Below are 22,296 nucleotides of genomic sequence, written 5' to 3'. Positions count from 1 at the left end.
CTTACAGGCCGGACTCGGACGTACGCACCAGGATGCGGCGGCAGTTCTCGCAGCGCAGCACGGTGTCCGGGGAGGCCGCCTTCACGTCGTTGACCTCGGTGATGTTGAGCTCCAGGCGGCAGCCCTCGCAACGGCGCTGGTAGAGGCGTGCGGCGCCGACACCGCCCTGCTGCTGGCGCAGCTTGTCGTAGAGCTTCAGCAGGTCGGCGGGGACGGAGGCCGCGATGACCTCGCGCTCCTTGGTCGCCGTGGCCGCCTCGCCGTCGAGGGACTCGAAGGCCGCGTCCCGGCGGGCGGTCGCGTCGTCGATCTTCGACTGCACGGAGGAGGTCCGCTCGGTGAGCTCGGCGACCCGCTCCTGCGCGGACTCGCGGCGCTCCATGACCTCCAGGACGATGTCCTCCAGGTCGCCCTGCCGCTTGGCGAGGGAGGCGATCTCGCGCTGGAGGTTCTCCAGGTCCTTGGGGGAGGTGACCGCGCCCGAGTCCAGGCGCTGCTGGTCGCGGGAGGCACGCTGGCGCACCTGGTCCACGTCCTGCTCGGCCTTGGTCTGCTCGCGGGCGCAGTCGCTCTCCTCGGTCTGCGCGGCGACGAGCAGGTCGCGCAGCTGGGTGAGGTCCTTGTTCAGCGACTCGATCTCGGCGTGCTCGGGAAGCGACCTCCGCTTGTGCGCGAGCTGCTGCAGGCGTGCGTCGAGGGCCTGGACGTCGAGAAGTCGGATCTGGTCGGCAGGCGCGGCGTTCAGTTGGGGGCTCCCATTGCGTTAGAGGTTTCGGTGGACGCCGCGTGGGCGGTCCAGGGGTCGGTGACCGTCTGGGAGACGTGGACCCTGAGGCCCCATCCGTTCCGGTCGGAGATCTCGTCGAGCTGGGCGGCGGCCAGCTCGCACCAGGGCCACTCGGTGGCCCAGTGCGCCGCGTCGAGCAGCGCGAGAGGACTGTGGGCGCGATCCGCCATGAACTCCGAGGCCGGGTGGTGGCGCAGGTCCGCGGTGAGGAAGGCGTCGACGCCCGCGGCGCGCACGTCGTCGAAGAGGCTGTCGCCGGAGCCGCCGCTGACCGCGACGGTCCGTACGACCGCCTCGGGATCACCGGCGACGCGGATGCCCTGCGCGGTGGCGGGCAGTCGCTCGGCGGCGCGCGCGGCGAGTTCCCGGACGGTCAGCGGGTGGTCCAGCTCACAGACCCGGCCGAGGCCACGGCGGCCGTCGGGGTCGGTGGGGTCCGGCACGAGCGGCCGTACGACGCGCAGGTCGAGCGCCCCGGCCAGGGCGTCGCTGACCCCGGGGTCGGCCCGGTCGGCGTTCGTGTGGGCGACGTGCAGCGCGATGTCGTTCTTGATGAGGGTGTGCACGACCCGGCCCTTGAAGGTGTCGGCCGCGACCGTCGTCGTCCCGCGCAGATAGAGCGGATGGTGGGTGACCAGCAGGTTCGCGCCCAGCTTCAGCGCCTCGTCGACGATGTCCCGGACGGGGTCGACGGCGAACAGGACACGGGTGACCTCCTGCTCGGGGTCGCCGCAGACGGTGCCGACCGCGTCCCATCCCTCGGCCCGCTCGGGGGGCCAGAGAGCGTCGAGCGCGGCGATGACTTCAGACAGACGGGGCACGGGGAAAGGCTACCTGTCTTACGTCGGTGTCCCACCGGTCGCGGGCTGGTCACGGGGGCTCAGGGGCCGTACCCCGGTCGTCCCCGCGGGCCCCATCCCCGTCTCCCCTCCCCGCCCAGCACACGCGTCCCCGTTCCCACAGGCGAATCGCGGCACGGCCACCCTTATGTGTGAAGCGGCAGCCCGGCGGTGCCCCGTCTGTGCGTGCGAAAACTAGCTTCGTCGCCGGAGGTGACCGAACTATGACGGTCTGTGCCACCGAGCCCACGGCGGAACCCGGGAACGAGCGGGCCACTCACCCCGCATGTGTGATCGCCGCGGACGGAACCTACGCGGCGCGCCTCGCCCTCGACGGCGCGTGCTGGTTCCCGGAGCGCTGGACGCTGGACGGCCCCGAGCCGTACGCCGTACCGCTGCCGGCGCACCAGCCGGAGGAACCCGGCACCGAGGTGCTGCCGATGACCGACGGGCGGGTGCTGATCCACCGCGTGGTGGACGGCCGGCACGCGTTCTCGCTGCTGTACCCGACCGGGCCCGGCACCGGGGAGCTGCTCCTCGGCGCGGTGGAGTGCCCGGACGAGGGCACCCGGCTGTGGCTGCTGCCGCCCGCGCCGGACGGGGAGCACGCGTACGCCCTCACCGTCGGAGGGGAGTCCACGGCGGTGTGGCTGGTGGCGGGCGGCGCCTTCGGCCCCGAACACCTGGCCGAGCTGCCCGGCCGTTGTTCGGGCGGCGTCTGGCTGGACGGTACGGGGCGGCTGCTGGCCCTGGACCGTTTCCAGGACGGCCGGACCAAGACGGTGGTCGTCGACCTGGAGCGCGGCGGAGAGGTCTCGCCCCTGCTGCAGATCGCCGAGGACAGCAACGACCGGCTGCTGCTCGCGGACGTCGACAGCGGGCTGCTGCTGATCCGCTCGGACGCGCCGTCCCCGGGCCACGACCGCCTCGGCTGGGGCGTCCTCGGCAGCACCCTGCCGGTCCGCTTCCCGGACTGCCTGCGCGCCACCGACTGCGCGGTGACGCCGTTCGCGATCCAGCCCGGTCAGATGCTGGCACCGGAGCGCTGTGCGGTGGCCCTGCGCATCGACGGCCCGGCCGGCAGCTGGGTGGGGGTGTGGCGGCCCGTCGAGCGCCAGGTGCACCATCTCGCGGCGCCCGAGGGGTGGTTGGCGGGCACCGGCCTGTGGACCGGCGAGGGCGTGCTGCATCTGCCGTACGCGACGGAGGAGGTGCCGTGCGGGGTGACACGGCTGACGGCACCCGCGGCTCCGGTGACCACGGAGGCGCCACGTCCACCGGAACGCGCCGCGGCCCGCCCGGTCCCGCTCCAACAGGCACCGCTGAGCGGGCAGTCACCTCTGGGCGGGCAGTCGCCTTCGAGGCGGCGGCCGCTTGCGGCCCGTCCGGCGTTCGAGGACTTCGAGGACTCCGAGGACTCCGAGGACTCCGAGGACGAAGCCGCTGCGGCCGAAGGAGGGTCAGGGGGCGCGGCCGACAGGTCACCCGCCATCGTCCCCGCGGGAGCGACCGGTTAGAATCCCCCGGCTACAAAGAAGGATCTTGTTGACGGGGTGAACACTTCCACATGAGCGAAACCAGCACCATGGAACCGCCGGTCACGGACGGCCGGCAGGCGGCCCAGGCCGCATCCGAAGGCCACGGCAAGCACCGTGGCCCGGTCGGTCCGAACTCCGGCCAGGACGACGGAGCGGCCCCGCACGGCCGCCACCGCAAACCGTCCGACCAGCAGAACACATCGGCCTGACAGCACGTCCGACCGAACGTCCCACCGCATGTCCGACCAACGACTCGGCCCCGCTCGCGCCAGCCGCGAGCGGGGCCGAGCGCTTGGCCCTAGGCGTGCTTGAGCCCCAGTACCTCCGCTGCCGCGAACGTCTCCCCCCGCGGCCGCTGCGCGTAGTACGGGCCGAGCAGCGCGTCGAGTTCGTCATAGGTGAAGACGTCCTGCTTGGTGTCGAACTTGGCGGCCACCCGCGGCCGTTCGACGACCGCGACCATGCCGCCGTGCACGACGAGCAGCTGCCCGTTGACGTGTGCGGCGGCGGGCGAGGCCAAGTAGCCGACGAGGGGGGCGACATGCTCCGGGGCCAGCGGGTCGAGCCCCTGCTCGGGCACCTCGAACCCGTGGAACACGTCCTCGGTCATACGGGTGCGGGCACGCGGGCAGATGACGTTCACCGTCACGCCGTACTTCGTGAGCGCCAGCGCGGTGGAGGTGGTGAGCCCGACGATCCCGCCTTTCGCGGCGGCGTAGTTGGGCTGTCCCGCCGAGCCCGCGAGGAACGCCTCCGAGGAGGTGTTCACGATCCGCCCGTACACCGGCTCGTCCGCCGCCTTGGACCGCGCCCGCCAGTGCACGGACGCGAAGTGGGTCGTGTTGAAGTGCCCCTTCAGATGCACCCGGACGACCGAGTCCCACTCGTCCTCGGACATCGAGAAGACCATCCGGTCGCGCAGGATGCCCGCGTTGTTGACCAGGATGTCCAGCTTCCCGAACTCCGTGATCGCCAGGTCGACCAGCGCGCGGGCCTGTTCGCGGTCGGCGACGTCCCCGGTGTGGGCGAGGGCGCGGCCGCCCGCGGCGCGGATCTCCGCCGCGACCTCCTCGGCGGGTGTGGCCGAGGCCGCGCCGGAGCCGTCCCGGCCGGGCTGCCCGTAGTCGTTGACGACGACGGCGGCACCCAGGCGGGCCAGTTCCAGCGCCTCGGCCCGGCCGAGCCCGCGCCCCGCGCCGGTGACGATCGCGGTCAGCCCTTCAAGTGGCAGTGACATCAAGGTCCTCCGCAATGGTCGTGACGGTCGGGTGGCCCACATGTGTCCGTACGTCAGATGTGATGGAACGTCAGATATGACCAGACGTCAGATCTCGATGCAGGTACGCAGCGCGGCGCCCGTCCGCATCTGGTCCAGCGCCTCGTTGATCCCGGACAGCGGCACCCGGTGGGTGATCAGGCTCTCCAGGTCGATACGGCCCGCGCGCCACAGGGCGATCGTCCGCTCGTACGACCGCAGGACGTCTCCGCCGCCGTACATGGACGGCAGGATCCGCTTCTCGTCGAAGAACAGCTCGAACATGTTGAGCTGCAGGAAGTCGTCCAGGGCGCCCGCGCCGACGATGACGAGGGTGCCGCCGCGGCGGGTGTTCTCGTAGGCGGTGCGGGCGGTGGTGGAGCGGCCGACGACCTCGAAGACGTAGTCGAAGCCCTCGCCGACGGTCACCGACTGCTTCACGCCCGGGAGTTCGTCCGGCGCGACCGCCTTCGTCGCGCCGAACCGCAGCGCGGCCTCCCGGCGCGAGGCGACCGGGTCGACGGCGACGATCTCGGCGGCGCCCCGCAGCCGCGCGCCCTGGATCGCGGAGATGCCGACGCCGCCGCAGCCGATGACGGCTACCGAGGAACCGGCTTCCATGTCGGCGGTGTTGAGCGCGGCGCCCAGCCCGGTCGTCACCCCGCAGCCGATGAGGGCCGCGATGTCGAAGGGCACGTCGTCGGGGATGGGCACGGCGGAGCGCGCGTCGACCACGATCTCCTCGGCGAAGGTGCCGGTGCCGGCCATGCCGAAGACGTCACCGCCGGGGCGCCGGAAGTTGGGCGTGCCCGCGTTCATGAACCCGGCCAGGCACAGCTGGGTCTGGCCGCGCTTGCAGGCGGGACAGACCCCGCAGGCCGGCAGCCAGCAGACGACGACCCGGTCGCCGGGCTTGAGGTGGGTGACGCCCTCGCCGACCTCGACGATCTCCCCGGCGCCCTCGTGACCGGGTACGAACGGCGCGGGCTGCGGCAGTACGCCGCTCATCGCGGACAGGTCCGAGTGGCACAGGCCGGTGGCCCGCACCCGGATCCGCACCCTGCCCGGTCCGAAGCCCACCGCCTCGACGTCGTCGAGGACTTCGAGCTTGTCCTGGCCTATCTCGTGCTGTACGGCTGCGCGCATGGTGCGGCTCCCCTCGACTGTGTTCTGGGTTCAGGAGTGGGTGACGACGGTGTCGGCGAGGACGGGCGCGTCGTCGCGCTCGACGGCGCTCACCGCCACCCGCACGGTCCCCTCCTGCCGCCACATACGGATGCGCAGGGTCTCCCCCGGGTACACGACCCCGGTGAAGCGTGTGGTGTACGAGCGGACGCGCCCCACGTCCCCGCCGAGCAGCGTGTCGACGACCGCCTTGAGCGTCATCCCGTAGGTGCACAGCCCGTGCAGGATCGGCCGGTCGAACCCCGCCAGCTTGGCGAACTCGGGGTCGGCATGCAGCGGGTTCCAGTCGCCGGACAGCCGGTAGAGCAGGGCCTGGTCCTCGCGGATCGGGCGCTCGACGGTCCGGTCGGGCGGGCCGGTCGGCGCTTCGAGCCGGGTCGAGGGGCCTCGGTCGCCGCCCCAGCCACCCTCTCCCCGTACGAAGATCTGGGCGTCGTTCGTCCACAACGGGCCCTCGGCGTCGGCGACTTCGGTGCGCATGACGAGGACGGCCGCCTTGCCCTTGTCGTAGACGGCGGCGATCCGCCCGGTGGCCACCGCGCTGCCCTCGACCGGGATCGGGCGGTGCAGTTCGACGGTCTGGCCGCCGTGCAGGACGCGGGCGAGGTCGACATCGACTCCGGGCATGGACAGGCCGCTGATCACTCCGGGTGAGCCGGCGCCCGCGACGGTCGCGAAGCTCGGCAGGACGTGCAGCTTGGATTCCAGGGTGTAGCGCAGTTCGTCGGGATCCGTCGCCGGGACGCCCGCTCCGAGGCCGAGGTGGTAGAGCTGGACGTCCTTGCGGTCCCAGGTGAGGGCACCGCTGCGGGGTTCGGCGGCGAGGGCCTTGGCGGCGTCGATGGGCATGGGGCTCCTGAATCAGTCGCGCGAAAGACCTCGGTGCGGCCGTCCGCACCGTCGGCCGCACCGAGGTCGACACTGGGCCGTGGAACCCGCCTGTTCTAGAACGCGTTCCAGTACGGCGACCCCCTGTATAGCCCAGCACCCATTAGTTGTGAAGACTACTGACGCCACGTCAGATCCGTGATGCTCCGGGCGTCCGCCATGACATTTGTCCCGGCCGACCGCCCACAAGTGAATCTGCCGGGCGCGGCCCGCGGCTCGTAGCGTCGTAGGCATGACACGGACGACGGGGACAACGCGACCGACGCGACCGACCAGGACGACGGGGACGACGGGGACGACGGGAACGACGCGGACGACGGGGACAAGGCGGATGGCGGGAGCAACGGGCACGGAACCTGCCGTGTCCTTCACGGCGGCGGTCAAGACGTTCGGCGCCGTGCGTGCCGTGGACGGTGTGGACCTGGAGATCGGGCGCGGCGAGACGGTCGCGCTGCTGGGCCGCAACGGCGCGGGGAAGTCGACCACGGTCTCCCTGCTGCTCGGTCTGAACGAGCCGGACGAGGGCTCGGTCGCGCTCTTCGGCGGGCTCCCGGAGGCGGCGGTGCGGGCCGGGCGGGTCGGCGCCATGCTGCAGGAGGCCCGGCCGGTGCCGCGCGTGACCGTCCGCGAGCTGGTCTCCTTCGTCGCGGGCCGCTACCCCGCGCCGCTGCCGGTGGCCGACGCGCTGGAGTTCGCGGGGATCGCGGATCTGGCCGGGCGCCGCGTCGACCGGCTCTCCGGCGGGCAGGCCGTGGGGGTCCCCCCGCTCGAGCGAAGCCGAGAGTGGGGGAGGGTGCGGTTCGCGGTGGCGCTGGCCGGGAACCCCGATCTGATCGTGCTCGACGAGCCGACCGCCGCGCTGGACGTGGAGGCGCGCCGCGCGTTCTGGGACTCGATGCGGGCCTACGCGCGCCGCGGCCACACCGTGCTGTTCTCCACCCACTACCTGGAGGAGGCCGACGCGCACGCCGACCGGATCCTCGTCATCGACCATGGGCGGATCGTCGCCGACGGCACCGGAGCGCAGCTCAAGCGGTCGGTGGGCGGCAATCTGGTCTCCTTCGACCTGGCGGGCCGGGGCACCGAGGGGCTGACCCTGCTGCCCGGAGTGGTGTCGGTGGAGGTGCGCGGGGACCGGGCCCGGCTGCGCACCGACGACTCGGACGCGACGGTGGTCGCGCTGGCCGGGCTGGGCGCGATCCGCGGCCTGGAGGTCGCCCCCGCGTCGCTGGACGACGCGTTCATGGCGCTCACCTCGCATGTTCTGGAGACGGTGTGATGCTGGACTATCTGCGGCTGGAAGTGCGCCGGACGCTGCGCGACACCGGTTTCGTGATCGGCGGCATCGCGATGCCCGTGATGATGTACCTCCTGCTCACCAACCTCGGCGACGACGGTGACGGCGGCTGGAAGACCGGCTCGATGATCGGCATGGCCGCGTACGGCGCGGTGGGCTCGGCCCTGAACACCGGTGGCGGGGTCGCCGAGGACAAGATGGTCGGCTGGCTGCGGCAGCTGCGGGTGACGCCGATGACACCGCGCGAGGTGGTGCTCGGGCGGGCGCTGACCGGCTCGGTGACCGTACTGCCCGCGATCGCCGCGGTGCTGGTGGCGGGCGGCCTGGTCAACGGCGTACGGCTGGACGTCTGGCAGTGGGCGGCGATCGCGGCGTTGCTGTGGCTCGGCTCGGTCCCCTTCACCCTGCTCGGCCTCGGCAACGGCTACCGGCTCACCGCGCAGACGACCGGGGTCGCGAACATGGTGTGCAACCTGGGGCTCTCGGTGGTCGGCGGCCTGTGGTTCCCGCTCACGCTCTTCCCGGGCTGGCTCCAGTCCGTGTCCTCCTACACACCGACGAACCGTTTCGCGCAACTGGGGGTGTCGGTCGCGGACGGCCACGCCCCGGCGCTCGGCGCGGTGCTGGTACTGACGGCCTGGCTACTGGCCTTCGGTTCGTACGCTGTGGTCTCGTACCGCAGGTCCGCACGAACCGCCTGAACGGGAGCCGGTATGTCCTGGATACGAGAGGTCACCTGCCAGGTGAAGACGTGGCGGGCGACGCGGGCGCGCTGGAAGGCCGACATGGAACGCTACAAGGCCGAACAGCGGGCCGCCCGCAGGAGCGGCGGGAAGATGCCCGAGAATCCCGGCCCGCCGCCCAGCGGCTTCGCGCTGCTGCCGTGGCTGCTGATGGGCATGGGCGCCTTCTCCAACCTCCTCCAGGGCAAGACTCCGCAGCCCTGGGTCGGCGCCCTGGGGCTGTTCGCCTTCAACTCCCTCTACATCTTCGTGACGTTCCACGCCTTCGTGAAGGAGAAGCGCGAGGCCCGCTCCACCCGGCTGGCGCTCCTCCTGATGGGCTTGATCACCTGCGGGCTGGCCCTCGGGTACGGCGGCAGCTGGCTGTACTTCTTCCCGCTGCTCGGGCTGGCCACCGGGGCCGTCCTGCGGGGCCCGTGGCTCGGCCAGATCAGTCTCGGCGTGACCGCGCTCGCGGCGGCGGTCTCCTTCTTCCGGGCGGGCTGGGACGCGGTGAACGTCGCGTACGGAACCTTTCTGTCCACCATGGTGACGGCGGCGATCCTCTCCCTCTCCGAGGCGGTACGGGAACTGCGCGCCGCCCGTGAGGAGTTGGCCCGCCGCGCCGTCGAGAAGGAGCGGCTGCGCTTCTCCCGCGATCTGCACGACCTGCTCGGTCACACGCTCTCCGTCATCGTGGTGAAGTCGGAGGCCGCCCGCCGGCTGGCCCACCGTGACCTGGACGCGGCCCTCGTCCAGGTCACGGACATCGAGTCGGTCGGCCGGCAGGCCCTCACGGAGATCCGCGAGGCGGTCACCGGCTATCGCGAGGGCAGCCTCGCCACGGAGCTGGACGGCGCCCGCTCCGCGCTGTCCGCGGTGGGGGTCGACCCGGTGGTACGGCAGTCCGGGCCTCCCCTCGGCCCGCAGACCGAGGCCCTCCTGGGCTGGGTCCTGCGCGAGGCCGTCACCAACGTCGTCCGGCACAGCGGCGCCACCCGCTGCGAGGTCACCGTCGACGGAAGCCGCGAACGGGTCCGGCTGACCGTCGCCGACGACGGCGCCGGCGCCGGCGTCTCCGTCCGGCACCCCGTCCACGGCACGGATGCCGTGGACGGAACGGGCCCCCTCGGCGGCATCGGTGGCACGGGGCTGAAGGGCCTCACGGAGCGCCTCGCGGCGGCCGGCGGTTCCCTGCAGGCGGGACCGCGGCCGGGCGGCGGCTTCACCGTCACCGCCGAACTCCCCCTGGAGCCCGAACTCCCGGGGGAGTCGGCGGAGTTGTCGCCCTCCGAGACGTCCACGCCCTCCGCGACCGTTACGGCGCCCAGGGCTGACTGACGACCCAGCTCACGTCGTCCGTCCAGGACGTGGCGCTGTCCCAGGTGTTCGAGCCGCCGTCACCGGCGATGCAGACGGTGTCCAGAGCGCTCTGACGAGGCTGTGCGCGGCGACGCAGGGGGTGCCCGCGGCGGCGTAGATGTCACAGGGGAGCGAACCCACGGCGGTGGCCTGCGGCGCGCCCACGGTGAGCGCGATGACGGCCGCCAGCACCGACAGCACGGCCAGCACCGCGTTTCTCCGGACATCGTTCGATCGACATACCGCGCCCATTCCCGGTCGAAATGTCGAACGATTACGAAACCCGGCCCGCCCCAGGAACGGACGCAGGGACCGGACTCAGGAAACCCGCTCAGGAAACCGGCTCAGAAATGACAAAGGCGATCGCTGAAGGCCGAGGCGATTGTTTGCCCGCAGCCGGAGGCCGTCGAGACTCGCGGACTCGCACAAGGGCGAGTCTTTGATGGCCGCCGAAGCACACACCGCGACCGGCCGAGGGCCCTGCCCCCCTTACGCTTGGCCCCGTGAACGAGATGCCCCAGGACCACCGGCCCGCCAAGTCCATCAGAGTGCTGCTCGCCGAGGACCAGGGAATGATGCGGGGCGCGCTCGCCCTGCTGCTCGGGCTGGAGGCGGACATCGAGGTCGTCGCCCAGGTCGCGGCGGGCGACGCCATCGTGGACGCGGCACTGACACACCGCCCGGACGTGGCCCTGCTGGACATCGAACTGCCCGGGATGAGCGGCCTGGACGCCGCCGCCGAACTGCGCCGACAGGCCCCCGACTGCCGGGTGTTGATCCTCACCACCTTCGGTAGGCCCGGCTATCTGCGGCGCGCCATGGAGGCGGGCGCCGCCGGGTTCCTTGTCAAGGACGGCCCCGTGGAGGATCTGGCCGAGGCGATCCGGCGGGTGCTGACCGGCGAGACCGTGATCGATCCGGCGCTCGCCGCGGCCGCGCTGAGCGCCGGGCCCAATCCGCTCACCGCCCGCGAGTGCGACGTGCTGAAGGCCTCGGTGGACGGCGCCACGGTCGCCGACATCGCCGCGAAGCTCCATCTCTCCGAGTCGACCGTCCGCAACTACCTCTCCTCCGCGATCGGCAAGACAGGCACCCGCAACCGTATGGAGGCGATGCGGGAGGCCCGCCGGCAGGGCTGGCTCTGACCAGCGGCCGTCCGCCTCGCCGCCCCGGGGCTCATCGGGAGGAGATCTTCAGCAGGAGAAGATCCTCGGTGGCAGGAGACCCTCAGTGGAGGAGATCTTCCGCGGCAGCCACAGCAGCATCAGCACCGTCCCGCCGAGCAGTACGCACCCTCCCGTGCGGAAGGCCGGCGCGTACCCCGCCGTCAGCGCCTCGGCCGACGAGCCGCTGCCCGTACGCGATGCCGCGATGGTCGACATGACGGCGAGTCCGAGTGAACCACCCATCGTGCGGGAGGTGTTGACCAGGCCGGACACCAGACCGGCGTCCTCCGGCGCCGCACCCGAGGTGGCGAGCGCGGCGAGCGGGGTGGCGGCCAGCCCCGCGCCCGCCATCATCAGGATCCCCGGGAACAGGATCGCCGTCGGATACGAGCCGTCGGCCGTCATCGTCGACTGCCACCCGAAGCCCGCCGCGGCGACCAGCGACCCGAGGGCGGCGACGTTGCGCGCCCCGGCCACCGGCATGAGCCGCGGCGCGAGCTTCGAGCCGAGGACCACCGCGAGCGCGCTCGGCACCAGCGCGAGCCCGGCGCCCAGCGGCGAGTGGCCGAGCACGTTCTGCGCGTACAACGTCATGAAGAACCACATGCAGAACATCGCCGAGCCGCTGACGAACATGGCCGCGTTCGCCGACGCCACCGCCCGCAGGCCGAGCAGCCGCAGCGGCATCAACGGGACCCGGGTCCGCGCCTCGACCAGGAGGAAGAGGCCGACCAGCGCGAGCCCGGCGCACAGCGGTACGAGGGTCGCGGCCGCCGTCCACCCCTCGGCCTCCGTCTGCACGATCCCGTACGCGAGGGTCGCGAGCCCCGCCGTCACCAGCAGCGCACCCGGCAGATCGAGCCGCCGCCCGTCCCCGGCCCTGCTCTCCGGCAGTCTCCCCCAAGCTCTCGACTTCGCTCGAGCAGGGGGACCCCCACAGCCCGGGAGCACTCAGCCCGAGGTCGCTGCGCATGGACGGCAGCGCCACGTTCACCACGGACACGTCGAGCACCACGAGCCGAGACCGGGACCCGGCGCGCGGCGGTACGGCGGATCACCCCGGTCGACGACTGGTGCGCACAGGCGGGCGGCACCCGGGAACTGATGCGCGTCCCACCCCCGGGCAAGGCCGACTCCTTACCCCCGAACGGCTACGCCTGCCTGAACAACGCCTCGCGGACCGTGACACAGCAGGCAACGGAACTCCTCGCCACGGCCCCCCTCGACTTCCCGTGACGGAACAGGACCGGACGGACCGGACGGACCGGGGCCGGACGGGCCGGGGCCGGACGGGCCGGGGCCGGAGCGCGGGCCGCAGCCAACAGGCCCCGCGGGTCGCGCAGGCCCGTCGGCGGCTCAGGCCCCCGCCCGCACCAGCGTCACCACCGCCGCCCCGCCCAGCCCGATGTTGTGGGCGAGCCCGACCCGTGCGCCCGTCACCTGGCGTGGCCCGGCCTCTCCCCTCAACTGCCATACCAGCTCGGCCACTTGGGCGATCCCGGTCGCCCCCAGCGGATGCCCCTTGGAGATCAGCCCGCCGGAGGGGTTCACGACCCAGCGCCCGCCGTACGTCGTGGCTCCCGACTCGACGAGCTTGCCGGACTCCCCCTTCTCGCACATCCCGAGCGCCTCGTACGTCAGCAGCTCGTTGATGGAGAAGCAGTCGTGCAGTTCCACGACGTCCACGTCCTCGATGCCGAGTCCCGACCGCTCGTACACCTGGCGCGCGGCCTCCCGTGACATCGGCTGTCCGACGACGTCGACGCACGAGCCGGACGCGAAGGACTCCTCCGTGTCCGTGGTCATGGCCTGCGCGACGATCTCGACCGCCCGGTCCGCCAGCCCGCGCCGCTCGACGAACCGTTCGGACACGACGACCGCGGCGGCGGCCCCGTCCGAGGTGGGCGAGCACTGGAGTTTCGTCAGCGGCCGGTGCACGACCCGGGCGGCGAGGATCTCGTCGACCGTGTACACGTCCTGGAACTGGGCGTACGGATTGTGTGCCGAATGCCGGTGGTTCTTGGCACCGACGGCGGCCAACTGCGCCTCGGTGGTCCCGTACTTCTCCATGTGCTCGCGCGCCGCGTCGCCGAAGATCTGCGCGGTGGGCGGGGACATCTCGAAGCCGTGCCGGGCGGCCATGATCCCGTAGTGCCGGGCCACCGGGGACGTCGCGAAGTCTCCCCCGTCGGCTCCGCCGCCCAGCGCCCCGCGCTTCATCTTCTCGAAGCCCAGCGCCAGTACGCAGTCGCAGACCCCGCCCTCCACGAACTGCCGTGCCAGCATCAGCGCGCTCGATCCGGTGGCGCAGTTGTTGTTGACGTTGTAGACGGGGACGCCGGTCAGGCCCAGCTCGTAGGCGGCGCGCTGGCCCGCGGTGGAGGGCTGGAAGCAGTAGCCGACCGGTACCTGCTCCACGTCGGCATACGAGATCCCCGCGTCCCGCAGGGCATGGGCACCCGCCTCCTTCACCATGTCCCAGTACTGCCAGTCCCTGGTCTCGGGCTTCTCGAACCGGGTCATTCCGACCCCGACGACGTACGCCTTCATCGCACCCACCCCCAGCCTCGCGGATCGCGGATCGCGTCAGACTAGAACACGTTCTATTGAGATGCCAGATCGAACGCTGGATCCGACGCTGGATCCGACGCCGGATCCGACGCCGAATCCGACGCCGAATCCGACGCCGAATCTGACGCCGAATCTGATGGCAGGTCAGATCCTCACAGGAAGGTCAAGTTTTCGTTAGTACGCCGAAGCATCGGAATAGTTGCCCCGGCACACCGGGTTCCCCGTGCACGTATCCCGCACGGAGCGCCCTTCCTTTTGCCTTCTTTCCCCCCTTCCGTCCCCCTCTCCTCCCTCCCTTTCTTCCTCCCTCTTCTTTCGGCCTGGAGGCCTCACGTAATGACGCACACGACGACCGACCAGCCCGCCCGGAGGCCCAGCGGCGCGATCGTGCCGGTACTGGCCTTCGCGGGCATCGTTGTCGCGGTGATGCAGACCCTGCTCGTCCCGGTCATCAAGGACCTGCCGGAGCTGCTGGGCACCTCCCCCAGCAACGCCACCTGGGTGCTGACCTCGACGCTGCTCGCGGGAGCCGTGGCCACACCGATCATGGGCCGGCTCGGTGATCTCTACGGCAAACGGCGGATGCTGCTCGCGAGCCTGTCCGTGATGGTCGTCGGCTCACTGATCGCCGGTTTCACCAGTGCGCTGCTGGTGATGATCGTCGGCCGCGCCCTGCAGGGCTTCGCCATGGGCGCGATCCCGCTCGGCATCGGCCTGATGCGCGACATGCTGCCCCGCGAGAAGCTCGGCGAGGCGATGGCCCTGATGAGCTCCTCGATCGGCGTCGGCGGCGGACTCGCGCTGCCGGTCGCGGCACTGGTCGCGCAGCACGCCGACTGGCACGCCCTCTTCTTCCTCTCCGCCGGCCTCGGCGTCCTCTCCATCGTCCTGACCCTCTTCGCCGTACCGGAGTCCCCGATGCGCGCCGAGGGCACCTTCGACGTCCTGGGCGCGATAGGCCTCTCCGCGGGACTCGTCCTCTTCCTGCTGCCGATCACCAAGGGCAGCGACTGGGGCTGGAGCTCGACCACCACGCTCGGCCTGTTCGCCGCGTCGGCCGTCGTCCTCGTCCTGTGGGGCGTGATGGAGCTGCGCGTACAGGCGCCGCTGGTCGACCTGCGCACCACCGCCCGCCGCTCGGTGCTGTTCACCAACCTCGCCTCGATCATGGTCGGCGTCTCCTTCTACGTCGTCTCGCTCGTCCTGCCGCAGCTGCTCCAGCTGCCGAAGGCCACCGGCTACGGCCTCGGCCAGTCGATGGTCGTCGCGGGCCTGTGCGTGGCGCCGCTCGGCCTGACGATGATGTTCACCGCCCCGGTCTACGCCCGGATCTCCGCCAAGTACGGCCCCAAGGTCACCCTGATCCTCGGCATGCTGATCATCGGGATCGGCTACGGCGCCGGCCTCGGCCTGATGAGCGCCGCCTGGCAGACCATCGTGATCTCGGTGGTCCTGGGCGCGGGCATCGGCCTCGCCTACTCCTCGCTGCCCGCGCTGATCGTCGGCTCCGTGCCGGCCTCCGAGACGGGCGCGGCCAACGGCCTCAACACCCTGATGCGCTCGATCGGTACATCGGTCTCCAGCGCCGTCATCGGCATGGTGCTCGCCAACACCGCGAACAACGTCGGCGGCGCCGCGATCCCGACCATGCACGGCTTCCGGGTCTCCTTCCTGATCGCGACCGGCGCGGTGGCCCTCGGCCTGGTCATGGCCCTCTTCCTGCCCGGCCGGCGCCGGGCGGCCAAGCCGCAGCTGCGCGCCAGCAGCGCCGAGGACGCCGCGCTGGAGCGCGCCACCGAGATGCTCGGAGGCTTCCGCGGCCGGGTCCTGAACGCCGACGGCGTCCCCGTCGCCCGCGCCAAGATCACCCTGATCGACCGGCGCGGCCGCCAGGCGGGGGCCACGCTCTCCGCGGCGGACGGCAGCTACGCGCTCGCCGTACCCGCCGAGGGCCCGTACGTCCTCGCCGCCAGGGCCACGGGGCACGGCCCGCTCGCCTCCTCGGCGACCCACGCCGGGGACGACCGACCGGTCGACGTGGACCTGTCCCTGCCGGGCGAGACCGTCCCGGCGTAGCAGCAGCACGCGCGAACACTCCCCGCACCCCCCGTCGCCCCCGCGGCGGGGGGTGCGGCAGCATGGGGCGCCGACAGACACGTACACACGTGTCCCGGACACCTACCCCACCTACCCCACCTACCCCCAGGTCCGTACCCCGGTCCGTACCCCGCCCGGTCCGTACCCCGGTCCGTACCCGATGGAGGACACCATGCCCGCGGCACCCAAGCCGGAGATCCTGGCCGCCTTCGAGGCCGCGAAGGGGTTCATGCCGCTCCGTGAGGGGCTCGCGCTGTACGGGGCCGCCGTCGAGGCGGGCCGGCTCGGGCTGCCCCTCCTGGAGGTCGGCACGTACTGCGGGCGCTCCACCCTGCTGCTCGCGGACGCGGCGCGCGCGGCCGGGGTCACGGCGATCACCGTCGACCACCACCGCGGCAGCGAGGAACAGCAGCCCGGGTGGGAGTACCACGACCCGTCCACGGTCGACCCCGAGCTCGGCCGGATGGACACCCTGCCCACCTTCCGCCGCACCCTCTACCAGGCGGGCCTGGAGGACCAGGTGGTCGCGATGGTCGGCCGCTCGCCGCAGATCGCCGCGTTCTGGCGCACCCCCCTCGGTCTGGTCTTCATCGACGGCGGCCACACGGACGAGCACGCGGGCGGCGACTACGAGGGCTGGGCGCCGCACGTCGCCGAGGGCGGCCTGCTGCTGATCCACGACGTCTTCCCGGACCCGGCCGACGAGTTCACCGGCCAGGCCCCGTACCGCGTCTACCTCCGCGCCCTGGAGTCCGGCGCGTTCACCGAGGTCTCGGCGACGGACTCACTGCGCGTACTGCGCCGAACGGGAGCAGGGATCGGGGAGCGCGGTTAGAGTCGCTGACGTGTCGTACGTAGGTCCTGACTTCGATCCTCCCCGGCCGCGCCGCTCCCGGCGCGGGCCGATGACCGTGGCGGTCGCCGCGCTGGTGCCGGGTGCGCTGGCGGGATGGCTGGTGTGGCAGGCGGTGGCGGACCCGGGCGGTGGAGGCGACAGGTCCGACAAGGCCGCCTCGGCGTCCAACGCGCCGATGTCCTCCTCCGCCGCGGCGCGGACACCGACGGGATCCGGGGCGGACGACGCGAAGCCGCCGAGTTCGACTCCCTCGGCCCCTTCCTCCCCTTCCTCCCCGTCCTCCTCTTCCTCCCCGTCCTCCTCTTCCTCCGGTCCTGGCGCTCCCGCCGCGTCGGACCTGCCCGCCGCCGGCGGCCCCCTCAGGGGCAAGGTCGTCGTCGTCGACCCGGGACACAACCCCGGCAACTTCCAGCACACCGCCGACATCAACCGCAAGGTGGACATCGGCACGAACTGGAAGGAGTGCGACACGACCGGTACATCGACCAACGCGGGTTACACGGAAGCCCGGTTCACGCTCGACGTCGCCCGCCGGCTGCGTACGCTGCTCCAACAGGAGGGCGCCACGGTGAAGTTCACCCAGGACGGCGACCGCTCCTGGGGCCCGTGCGTCGACGAGCGGGCCCGGATCGGCAACGACGCGCACGCCGACGCGGTCGTCTCCATCCACGCGGACGGCTCCGCGGCCGGCAACCGCGGCTTCCATGTGATCCTTCCCGCCTCCGTGCACGCGGGCGGCGCCGACACCCGGCCGATCGTGGCCCCCCCTCGCGCGATCTGGGCGAGCGCATCGCGGGCAACTTCGTCCGCGACACCGGCAGCGCGCCGTCCAACTACATCGGCGGCGGCACCGGACTGGACGTCCGCAGCGATCTCGGCGGTCTCAATCTGTCAACGGTTCCCAAGGTGTTCATCGAGTGCGGCAACATGCGCGACAGCAAGGACGCGGCACTGCTGACCAGCGGCGCCTGGCGGCAGAAGGCGGCGCGTGGGATCTCTGAGGGAATCGTGAGTTTCCTGGGCGGGTAGGTATCGGCGGGCCGAACCCGACGGACACGCCGATCGAACGGGCGATAGTGTCGCCTCTACGATGGGGCCGCTCCTGTGCTTCACACCAGGGCCCGATGGCGCCATGGTGTCAGCGACGCCTCCACCGATGACGAGACGACTGACGAAGGACCTGAAGTGAATATCCGCTCCCTCACTCGAGGCGACGGCGTGGTGATCGGAGCAGCGGTACTGCTGTTCATCGCGTCGTTCCTCGCCCTCTTTTCGATCGACGACGTCAGCATCGGCACGCAAAAGGTCCACTACGACAGCCCCAGCGCCTGGGCGAGCGGCCCCTTCGTACTGAGCGTGATCCTGGCCGGCATCCTCGGAGCCGGACTGGTCGTCGCCTCACGCGCACTGCCGCACGTGCCCAAGGTCGCCGGACTCGACCTCGGCCCGTTCGGTGTCGCCCTCACCGTCTTCGCCGCGTGGAGCGCGCTCGGGAACGTCTTCGACGCGACCGGCGGGGTCGACAACATCGGCGGCGGGGACAGCGGTGTGGGCGTCGGCACCGGCCTCATCCTCTCCCTCATCGCGACGGTGGTCATGGCGGCCGCCGCGATCGCGACCCCTCTCGTCCCCGCCCTCCAGGCCGTTCTCATCCCCGCCCCCAAGCCCCCCACCCCCCAGCCCTACGGCGCCCAGCCCCCCGGTGGCTACGGCTACCCCGGTGCGCAGCAGCCGGGTCAGTCCTTCGGGGGCCAGCCGCAGCAGGGGCAGCCGTTCCCCGGTCAGCCCAGCCAGCCGCAGCAGGCGCCGGCCCCGCAACTGCCGCCGCCCGCCGCGGACTTCTCGCCGTTCTGGTTCGCCGTGCCGGTGCCGCGTCCGCTGTTCTCGGAGGACGGTTCCCAGACGCCGATCGCCGAACTCGCGCCGGGTACCTGGTACCTGGCCGTCGAGCAGCGCGGCCCGAGCCTGGTGGCGCAGACCCAGGACGGCCGCCGCGGTGTGCTGCAGGACACCTCGGGGATCCAGCGCGGCTGACGGCCGGCACCCTTTCCCGTACGACCTGCTACGGCCCCTCGTCCTTCCGGGCGGGGGGCCGTTGCCGTACAGTCGGCTGGCGCGCAGGTGACTGACGTACCGTCAGAAGCATTTGTCTGGAGGGTTCATGCGGCTCGGGCTCGCACTCGGCTACTGGGGGCGCGGCCCCTCCGCGGACCATCTGGCGCTGGCCCAGGAGGCGGAGCGGCTCGGCTATCACTCCGTGTGGACCGCCGAGTCCTGGGGCTCGGACGCCTTCACCCCCCTCACCTGGATCGCCGCGCGGACCACCCGTATCCAACTGGGCACCGCCGTCGCGCAGATGGCCGCCCGCTCCCCCACCACCACCGCGATGCACGCGCTCACCCTCGACCATCTCTCGGGCGGGCGCATGATGCTCGGCCTCGGGCTGTCGGGGCCACAGGTCGTGGAGGGCTGGTACGGGCGTCCGTTCCCGAAGTCACCGCTGACCGCGACCCGGGAGTACGTCGATGTCATACGCCAGGTCCTTCGACGCGAGGGCCCCGTCGAGCTCGACGGACGCTTCCACTCCCACCCCTACCGCGGCGACGACGGCACCGGCCTCGGCAAGGCCCTGAAGCCGATCACGCATCCGCTCCGCGCCGATCTGCCGATCCTGCTCGGCGCCGAGGGGCCGAGGAACATCGCGCAGACGACCCGGATCGCGGACGGCTGGCTGCCGCTGTACTGGTCGCCGACCCGCCCGCAGGCGTACGAGGCGGCACTGACCGATCTCCGTGACAGCTTTCTGATCGCGCCCATGGCCCATGTCCGCGTCTGCGACGACGTCGCCGAGGGGCTGCTGCCCGTCAAGGCGATGCTGGGCTTCTACATCGGCGGGATGGGGCACGCGGCGCGCAACTTCCACGCCGATCTGATGGCGCGGATGGGCTTCGAGGAGGAGGCGCGCAGGATTCAGGAGCTGTTCCTCGCCGGGCGTCGGCAGGAAGCCGTACTCGCCGTCCCCGACGTCTTCGCCGACGAGATCTCGCTCGTCGGACCGCGCGAACGCATCGCCGAGCGGCTGGAGTCGTGGCGCAAGGGCCCGGTGACCGACCTGCTGGCGCTGTCCCCGGACCCGCACACCCTGCGGGTGCTCGCCGAACTCAACTCCTAGGGCCTGTCCGGTCGGTCACGGCGGAGAACGGCGTCAGCGGAAGATGGCGATCGGGTCCAGGGTCAGTTCCCCCGTCTCACTGATCCAGGTGACAACGGCGTCAGTCCGCGCTTCCGCACCGCCCACCTATTCGCGGAATGCTCCAGCCCGTCAGCGCACCGCGCCTTGAGATCCCGCGAAGCGAGCGCGCCCAGGTGCGCCCCGACCAGACGCAGCACCCTCTCGTCCTCGGCCGTCAGGTGCCGGAGCCGGTCACGCACCGCCACCCCGGACGGCCCCGCCGCGACGAACGGCGCGGCAGGCACCCGCAGACCCGAAACCGACCGCTCCCCCCTCCCGCCCACCACACCCACCCCCGCTCCACCCATTGATCCGCTTGTCACAGCGGTCAACGACCCCCACCAGGAAAGGTCACCCGTTCCCACCTCGAACATCCAAACACTCCATCTGCACAACCGGGCAGGGCGGTGACATAGAAGCACTTATATACGGTTGCATGCGGTAATGCACCGAAAAGCAGCAGCAGTTGAATACCCCCCGCCCCCGAAACCCAGCTTGCCCAGCAGCCCGAAACCGGTGGTGGAATGGGTCCGGTCGGCGACCTCCTGCTCCAGGGCGACCGCGAAGCCGCCGCTCAGGATGAGGTCCCTGACGCGCTCCTCGTGCAGGTAGAAGCACATGCCGAGGACGGTGCGGCCGCCGCGCCTGCGCTGTCCGCGCAGCCGTCCGAGCCGTACCAGCGCGTACCGGAGCAGAACACCGCAGCAGGCCGCGGTGAGCAGCCAGACGACCACCCACTCCCACCAAAGACCCCACCACTCGCTGTCAGTGACACCCACGGATCTCCTTGAACGCGTCGGAGAGTGAGGAGAGGTTGGCGTCGACCATGCGGCCGCCGGTCGCGGCGGCGGCCCGCTTCAGGGCGGCCGCGTCGGCCTCTCCGAACTGGACGGGGAAGGTGGGCACCGCACGTGCGTCGGCGCCCAGTCGGCCGTGCCGGCGCAGGAACTCCGCGTAGCCGATGCCCGCGTTGCTCTCGCCGTCCGTCATCAGCACGATGGACACCGGCCGCCGGGGCTCGTCGGCCACCGCGTCGGCGGCTATGCGGTAGCCGCGGTCGAGGGCCGACCAGACGGCGGTGGAGTCGTCGAACGCGCCGTCCGCGAGGATCCTGTCGAGGGTACGCAGATCGCCGTCGCCGCGTACCGTCACGGTCCGTTCCTCCAGGACACCGCCGCCGAAGCGGACGACCGTGAGGCGCTCCCCGCGGTAGAACCGGGCGAACTTGCCGGTGGAGGTGGGCTCGGCCCCGCTGAGGCCGGCGAACGCGGCGCGCAGTTCCGCGATCCGCTCGCCCCGCATGGAGCCGGAGAAGTCCGGCGGGAACACCACCTGGTCGGCGGCCTTGCGGGCCGGATCACCGTAGTCGGCGACGAGTCGCTTTCCCGGACGCCGGACCCCCGGACGCGGGCAGGGTGTCCGACGTCGGCCGGTGACGGCGGAGTCGGACACCCGGGTCCCACGGGACGGACTGGGGGGTCAGCCGCCCGCCAGCTGTCCGGCCGACGGCACCTGGTTCTTGACCTCGGCGCCCGCGCTCTTGCCGGCGTCCTTCACCTTGTTGATGATGTCGTCGAAGGAGCCCGCGGTCGCGTCCGTCGAGTCACCCTTGCGGAGCTTGGACGGCAGGTTCTTGAGGGCGTCGATGCCCGCGCTGAGCGGGGCGATGGCCTTGGAGAGTGTGGGGTCGCCCTCGGCGTTCTTCTTCGCGGCCTTGAGCCGGTTGTACGCGAACGCGCCCGCGACACCCGCCTTGACCAGGGCCAGCTTGCGGCCCTTCGCGCCCTTCTTGAACTTTCCGGCCTTCCAGGGCTTCACGATCCACTGGTAGGTGGCACCGGCCGCGAGACCCGCGTTGGCCACGAAGCGGGTCTTGGCGAGTTTCTGCTTCTCCGCGGTGCTGCTGCCGGACGGGGTGGCGGCCGCCGCGACGGCGGTGTTCTGGGCGGCGTTGCTCTTGGTCGCGCTGTCACTGCCGCAGGCGGTGGCACCGGCGAGCAGGGCGCAGGAGAGGGTCAGCGCCACGATGAGGCGCCGTATCGGTACGGGCACGGGGTCCTCCGGGGAAGGGAACGGTTCTCCCGTTTTCGGGGAGTCACGGCTCTTCCCGCAGCCTCACCCGGGGGCGGTCACTGCGCCACTTGAGCGATCCATTCGGGTTTCGTCCACGGTTACGGGGCACCCGGAGGGCATGTCCCCTAGATATCGCAACGGTTCCAACCAGGCGGGCACGATCATCGCGATCGTCGCCGACGTGATGGCCCTCGTCCTGGGCCTGTGGATCCTCCTGTACCTGTTGGACGCGAACCCGGCCAACGACCTGGTCCAGTTCATCCATGACACGGCCGCCTGGCTGGCCGGCTGGTCCCGTGATCTGTTCACCTTCGACAAGGCGTGGGCACGGGTCGTCGCGGGCTACGGCCTCGCCGCGATCGTGTACCTCTTCATCGGCCACGCCATCGCCAACCGCATGCAGCGGCACTGAGCCGGCTCCCCCTGCC

General features: G+C 71.6%; 22 protein-coding genes and 3 pseudogenes. 13 read left to right on the top strand and 12 right to left on the bottom strand.

Translation table 11 applies throughout. The annotated features are described in order from the left end of the window. Nucleotide 1: 1 nt before the first annotated feature. Nucleotides 2–745 (bottom strand): zinc ribbon domain-containing protein, encoded by a 744-nt coding sequence (locus tag RV986_RS36630; RefSeq protein WP_475924564.1) that lies wholly within the window; start codon nucleotides 743–745, stop codon nucleotides 2–4. Further along, nucleotides 742–1,608, bottom strand: a complete 867-nt coding sequence (locus RV986_RS36625) for a Nif3-like dinuclear metal center hexameric protein (RefSeq protein WP_475921470.1) — start codon at nucleotides 1,606–1,608, stop codon at nucleotides 742–744. Before RV986_RS36625 ends, RV986_RS36630 begins: the two co-directional genes overlap by 4 nt. 242 nt (nucleotides 1,609–1,850) lie before the next feature. On the opposite strand from RV986_RS36625, the gene RV986_RS36620 reads away from it, so the two are divergent. Further along, a complete protein-coding gene (locus RV986_RS36620) occupies nucleotides 1,851–3,143 on the top strand; it encodes a hypothetical protein (protein ID WP_475921469.1) in 1,293 nt (430 codons plus the stop codon). A 50-nt stretch (nucleotides 3,144–3,193) separates the two neighbouring features. Beyond that, nucleotides 3,194–3,373, top strand: coding sequence for a hypothetical protein (locus tag RV986_RS36615; RefSeq protein ID WP_475921468.1), 180 nt, complete (start codon nucleotides 3,194–3,196; stop codon nucleotides 3,371–3,373). A gap of 89 nt (nucleotides 3,374–3,462) precedes the next feature. Here RV986_RS36615 and RV986_RS36610 read toward each other — a convergent pair whose 3' ends face one another. The 3 genes from RV986_RS36610 to RV986_RS36600 form a co-directional block, all read right to left on the bottom strand. Next, a complete protein-coding gene (locus tag RV986_RS36610) occupies nucleotides 3,463–4,401 on the bottom strand; it encodes a 3-oxoacyl-ACP reductase (RefSeq protein WP_475921467.1) in 939 nt (312 codons plus the stop codon). Nucleotides 4,402–4,488: 87 nt separating this feature from the next. Further along, nucleotides 4,489–5,565, bottom strand: a complete 1,077-nt coding sequence (locus RV986_RS36605; RefSeq protein WP_475921466.1) for a Zn-dependent alcohol dehydrogenase — start codon at nucleotides 5,563–5,565, stop codon at nucleotides 4,489–4,491. Nucleotides 5,566–5,595: 30 nt separating this feature from the next. Further along, nucleotides 5,596–6,453, bottom strand: a complete 858-nt coding sequence (locus RV986_RS36600; protein ID WP_475921465.1) for a MaoC/PaaZ C-terminal domain-containing protein — start codon at nucleotides 6,451–6,453, stop codon at nucleotides 5,596–5,598. A 400-nt stretch (nucleotides 6,454–6,853) separates the two neighbouring features. On the opposite strand from RV986_RS36600, the gene RV986_RS36595 reads away from it, so the two are divergent. The 3 genes from RV986_RS36595 to RV986_RS36585 are packed head-to-tail and all read left to right on the top strand — an operon-like array spanning nucleotide 6,854 to nucleotide 9,852. Further along, nucleotides 6,854–7,771 carry an ABC transporter ATP-binding protein gene (locus RV986_RS36595; protein ID WP_475921464.1) on the top strand — a complete coding sequence of 306 codons (918 nt, stop codon included), beginning with the start codon at nucleotides 6,854–6,856 and terminating at the stop codon, nucleotides 7,769–7,771. Then, nucleotides 7,771–8,490: an ABC transporter permease gene (locus RV986_RS36590; protein ID WP_475921463.1), complete on the top strand. Its 720-nt coding sequence runs from the start codon at nucleotides 7,771–7,773 to the stop codon at nucleotides 8,488–8,490. The genes RV986_RS36595 and RV986_RS36590 overlap by 1 nt, the downstream gene beginning before the upstream one ends. A 12-nt stretch (nucleotides 8,491–8,502) precedes the next feature. Beyond that, a complete protein-coding gene (locus RV986_RS36585; protein ID WP_475921462.1) occupies nucleotides 8,503–9,852 on the top strand; it encodes a sensor histidine kinase in 1,350 nt (449 codons plus the stop codon). 9 nt (nucleotides 9,853–9,861) lie between these two features. Here the strand turns inward: RV986_RS36585 and RV986_RS36580 are convergent, their stop codons facing one another. Next, a complete protein-coding gene (locus tag RV986_RS36580; protein WP_475921461.1) occupies nucleotides 9,862–10,125 on the bottom strand; it encodes an arabinofuranosidase catalytic domain-containing protein in 264 nt (87 codons plus the stop codon). A 260-nt stretch (nucleotides 10,126–10,385) separates the two neighbouring features. On the opposite strand from RV986_RS36580, the gene RV986_RS36575 reads away from it, so the two are divergent. Further along, a complete protein-coding gene (locus tag RV986_RS36575) occupies nucleotides 10,386–11,018 on the top strand; it encodes a response regulator (protein WP_475924563.1) in 633 nt (210 codons plus the stop codon). Nucleotides 11,019–11,066: 48 nt separating this feature from the next. Here the strand turns inward: RV986_RS36575 and RV986_RS36570 are convergent. Next, a pseudogene (locus tag RV986_RS36570) lies at nucleotides 11,067–11,933 on the bottom strand (MFS transporter); the annotation flags it as partial. Between the two features lie 210 nt (nucleotides 11,934–12,143). On the opposite strand from RV986_RS36570, the gene RV986_RS36565 reads away from it, so the two are divergent. Next, nucleotides 12,144–12,275: a hypothetical protein gene (locus RV986_RS36565; RefSeq protein ID WP_475921460.1), complete on the top strand. Its 132-nt coding sequence runs from the start codon at nucleotides 12,144–12,146 to the stop codon at nucleotides 12,273–12,275. A gap of 120 nt (nucleotides 12,276–12,395) precedes the next feature. On the opposite strand, the gene RV986_RS36560 is transcribed toward RV986_RS36565, so the two are convergent. Further along, complete coding sequence (locus tag RV986_RS36560; RefSeq protein WP_475921459.1) at nucleotides 12,396–13,589, bottom strand: lipid-transfer protein; 1,194 nt, start codon at nucleotides 13,587–13,589, stop codon at nucleotides 12,396–12,398. A 357-nt stretch (nucleotides 13,590–13,946) separates the two neighbouring features. Between RV986_RS36560 and RV986_RS36555 the strand changes: the two genes are divergently transcribed. From RV986_RS36555 to RV986_RS36535, 5 genes and pseudogenes are all read left to right on the top strand, one after another. Then, nucleotides 13,947–15,686, top strand: a complete 1,740-nt coding sequence (locus tag RV986_RS36555; RefSeq protein ID WP_475921458.1) for an MFS transporter — start codon at nucleotides 13,947–13,949, stop codon at nucleotides 15,684–15,686. A gap of 193 nt (nucleotides 15,687–15,879) precedes the next feature. After that, the gene (locus tag RV986_RS36550) at nucleotides 15,880–16,542 is read left to right on the top strand and encodes a class I SAM-dependent methyltransferase (protein ID WP_475921457.1); all 663 of its coding nucleotides are present in this window, start codon (nucleotides 15,880–15,882) and stop codon (nucleotides 16,540–16,542) included. A gap of 10 nt (nucleotides 16,543–16,552) precedes the next feature. Continuing rightward, nucleotides 16,553–17,592: pseudogene (locus RV986_RS36545) on the top strand (N-acetylmuramoyl-L-alanine amidase). Between the two features lie 156 nt (nucleotides 17,593–17,748). Beyond that, nucleotides 17,749–18,597: a DUF5336 domain-containing protein gene (locus RV986_RS36540; RefSeq protein WP_475921456.1), complete on the top strand. Its 849-nt coding sequence runs from the start codon at nucleotides 17,749–17,751 to the stop codon at nucleotides 18,595–18,597. 127 nt (nucleotides 18,598–18,724) lie between these two features. Beyond that, nucleotides 18,725–19,735: an LLM class F420-dependent oxidoreductase gene (locus tag RV986_RS36535; protein ID WP_475921455.1), complete on the top strand. Its 1,011-nt coding sequence runs from the start codon at nucleotides 18,725–18,727 to the stop codon at nucleotides 19,733–19,735. 89 nt (nucleotides 19,736–19,824) lie between these two features. On the opposite strand, the pseudogene RV986_RS36530 reads toward RV986_RS36535, so the two are convergent. The 4 genes and pseudogenes from RV986_RS36530 to RV986_RS36515 form a co-directional block, all read right to left on the bottom strand. Next, nucleotides 19,825–20,103, bottom strand: a pseudogene (locus tag RV986_RS36530) (IS200/IS605 family accessory protein TnpB-related protein); the annotation flags it as partial. Nucleotides 20,104–20,217: 114 nt separating this feature from the next. Continuing rightward, nucleotides 20,218–20,574: a hypothetical protein gene (locus tag RV986_RS36525; protein WP_475921454.1), complete on the bottom strand. Its 357-nt coding sequence runs from the start codon at nucleotides 20,572–20,574 to the stop codon at nucleotides 20,218–20,220. Next, nucleotides 20,561–21,247: a vWA domain-containing protein gene (locus RV986_RS36520; protein ID WP_475921453.1), complete on the bottom strand. Its 687-nt coding sequence runs from the start codon at nucleotides 21,245–21,247 to the stop codon at nucleotides 20,561–20,563. The genes RV986_RS36525 and RV986_RS36520 overlap by 14 nt, the downstream gene beginning before the upstream one ends. Before the next feature lie 27 nt (nucleotides 21,248–21,274). Further along, nucleotides 21,275–21,847: a hypothetical protein gene (locus tag RV986_RS36515; protein ID WP_475921452.1), complete on the bottom strand. Its 573-nt coding sequence runs from the start codon at nucleotides 21,845–21,847 to the stop codon at nucleotides 21,275–21,277. A gap of 139 nt (nucleotides 21,848–21,986) precedes the next feature. Here RV986_RS36515 and RV986_RS36510 point away from each other — a divergent pair, with 139 nt between their 5' ends. Beyond that, the gene (locus RV986_RS36510; protein ID WP_475921451.1) at nucleotides 21,987–22,280 is read left to right on the top strand and encodes a hypothetical protein; all 294 of its coding nucleotides are present in this window, start codon (nucleotides 21,987–21,989) and stop codon (nucleotides 22,278–22,280) included. The last annotated feature ends 16 nt before the right edge of the window (nucleotides 22,281–22,296 follow it).

Source organism: Streptomyces sp. RLA012, from assembly GCF_056270325.1.
The sequence above is the reverse complement of the archived record's forward strand: the minus strand, read 5'-3'. Positions and strand labels throughout refer to the sequence as shown.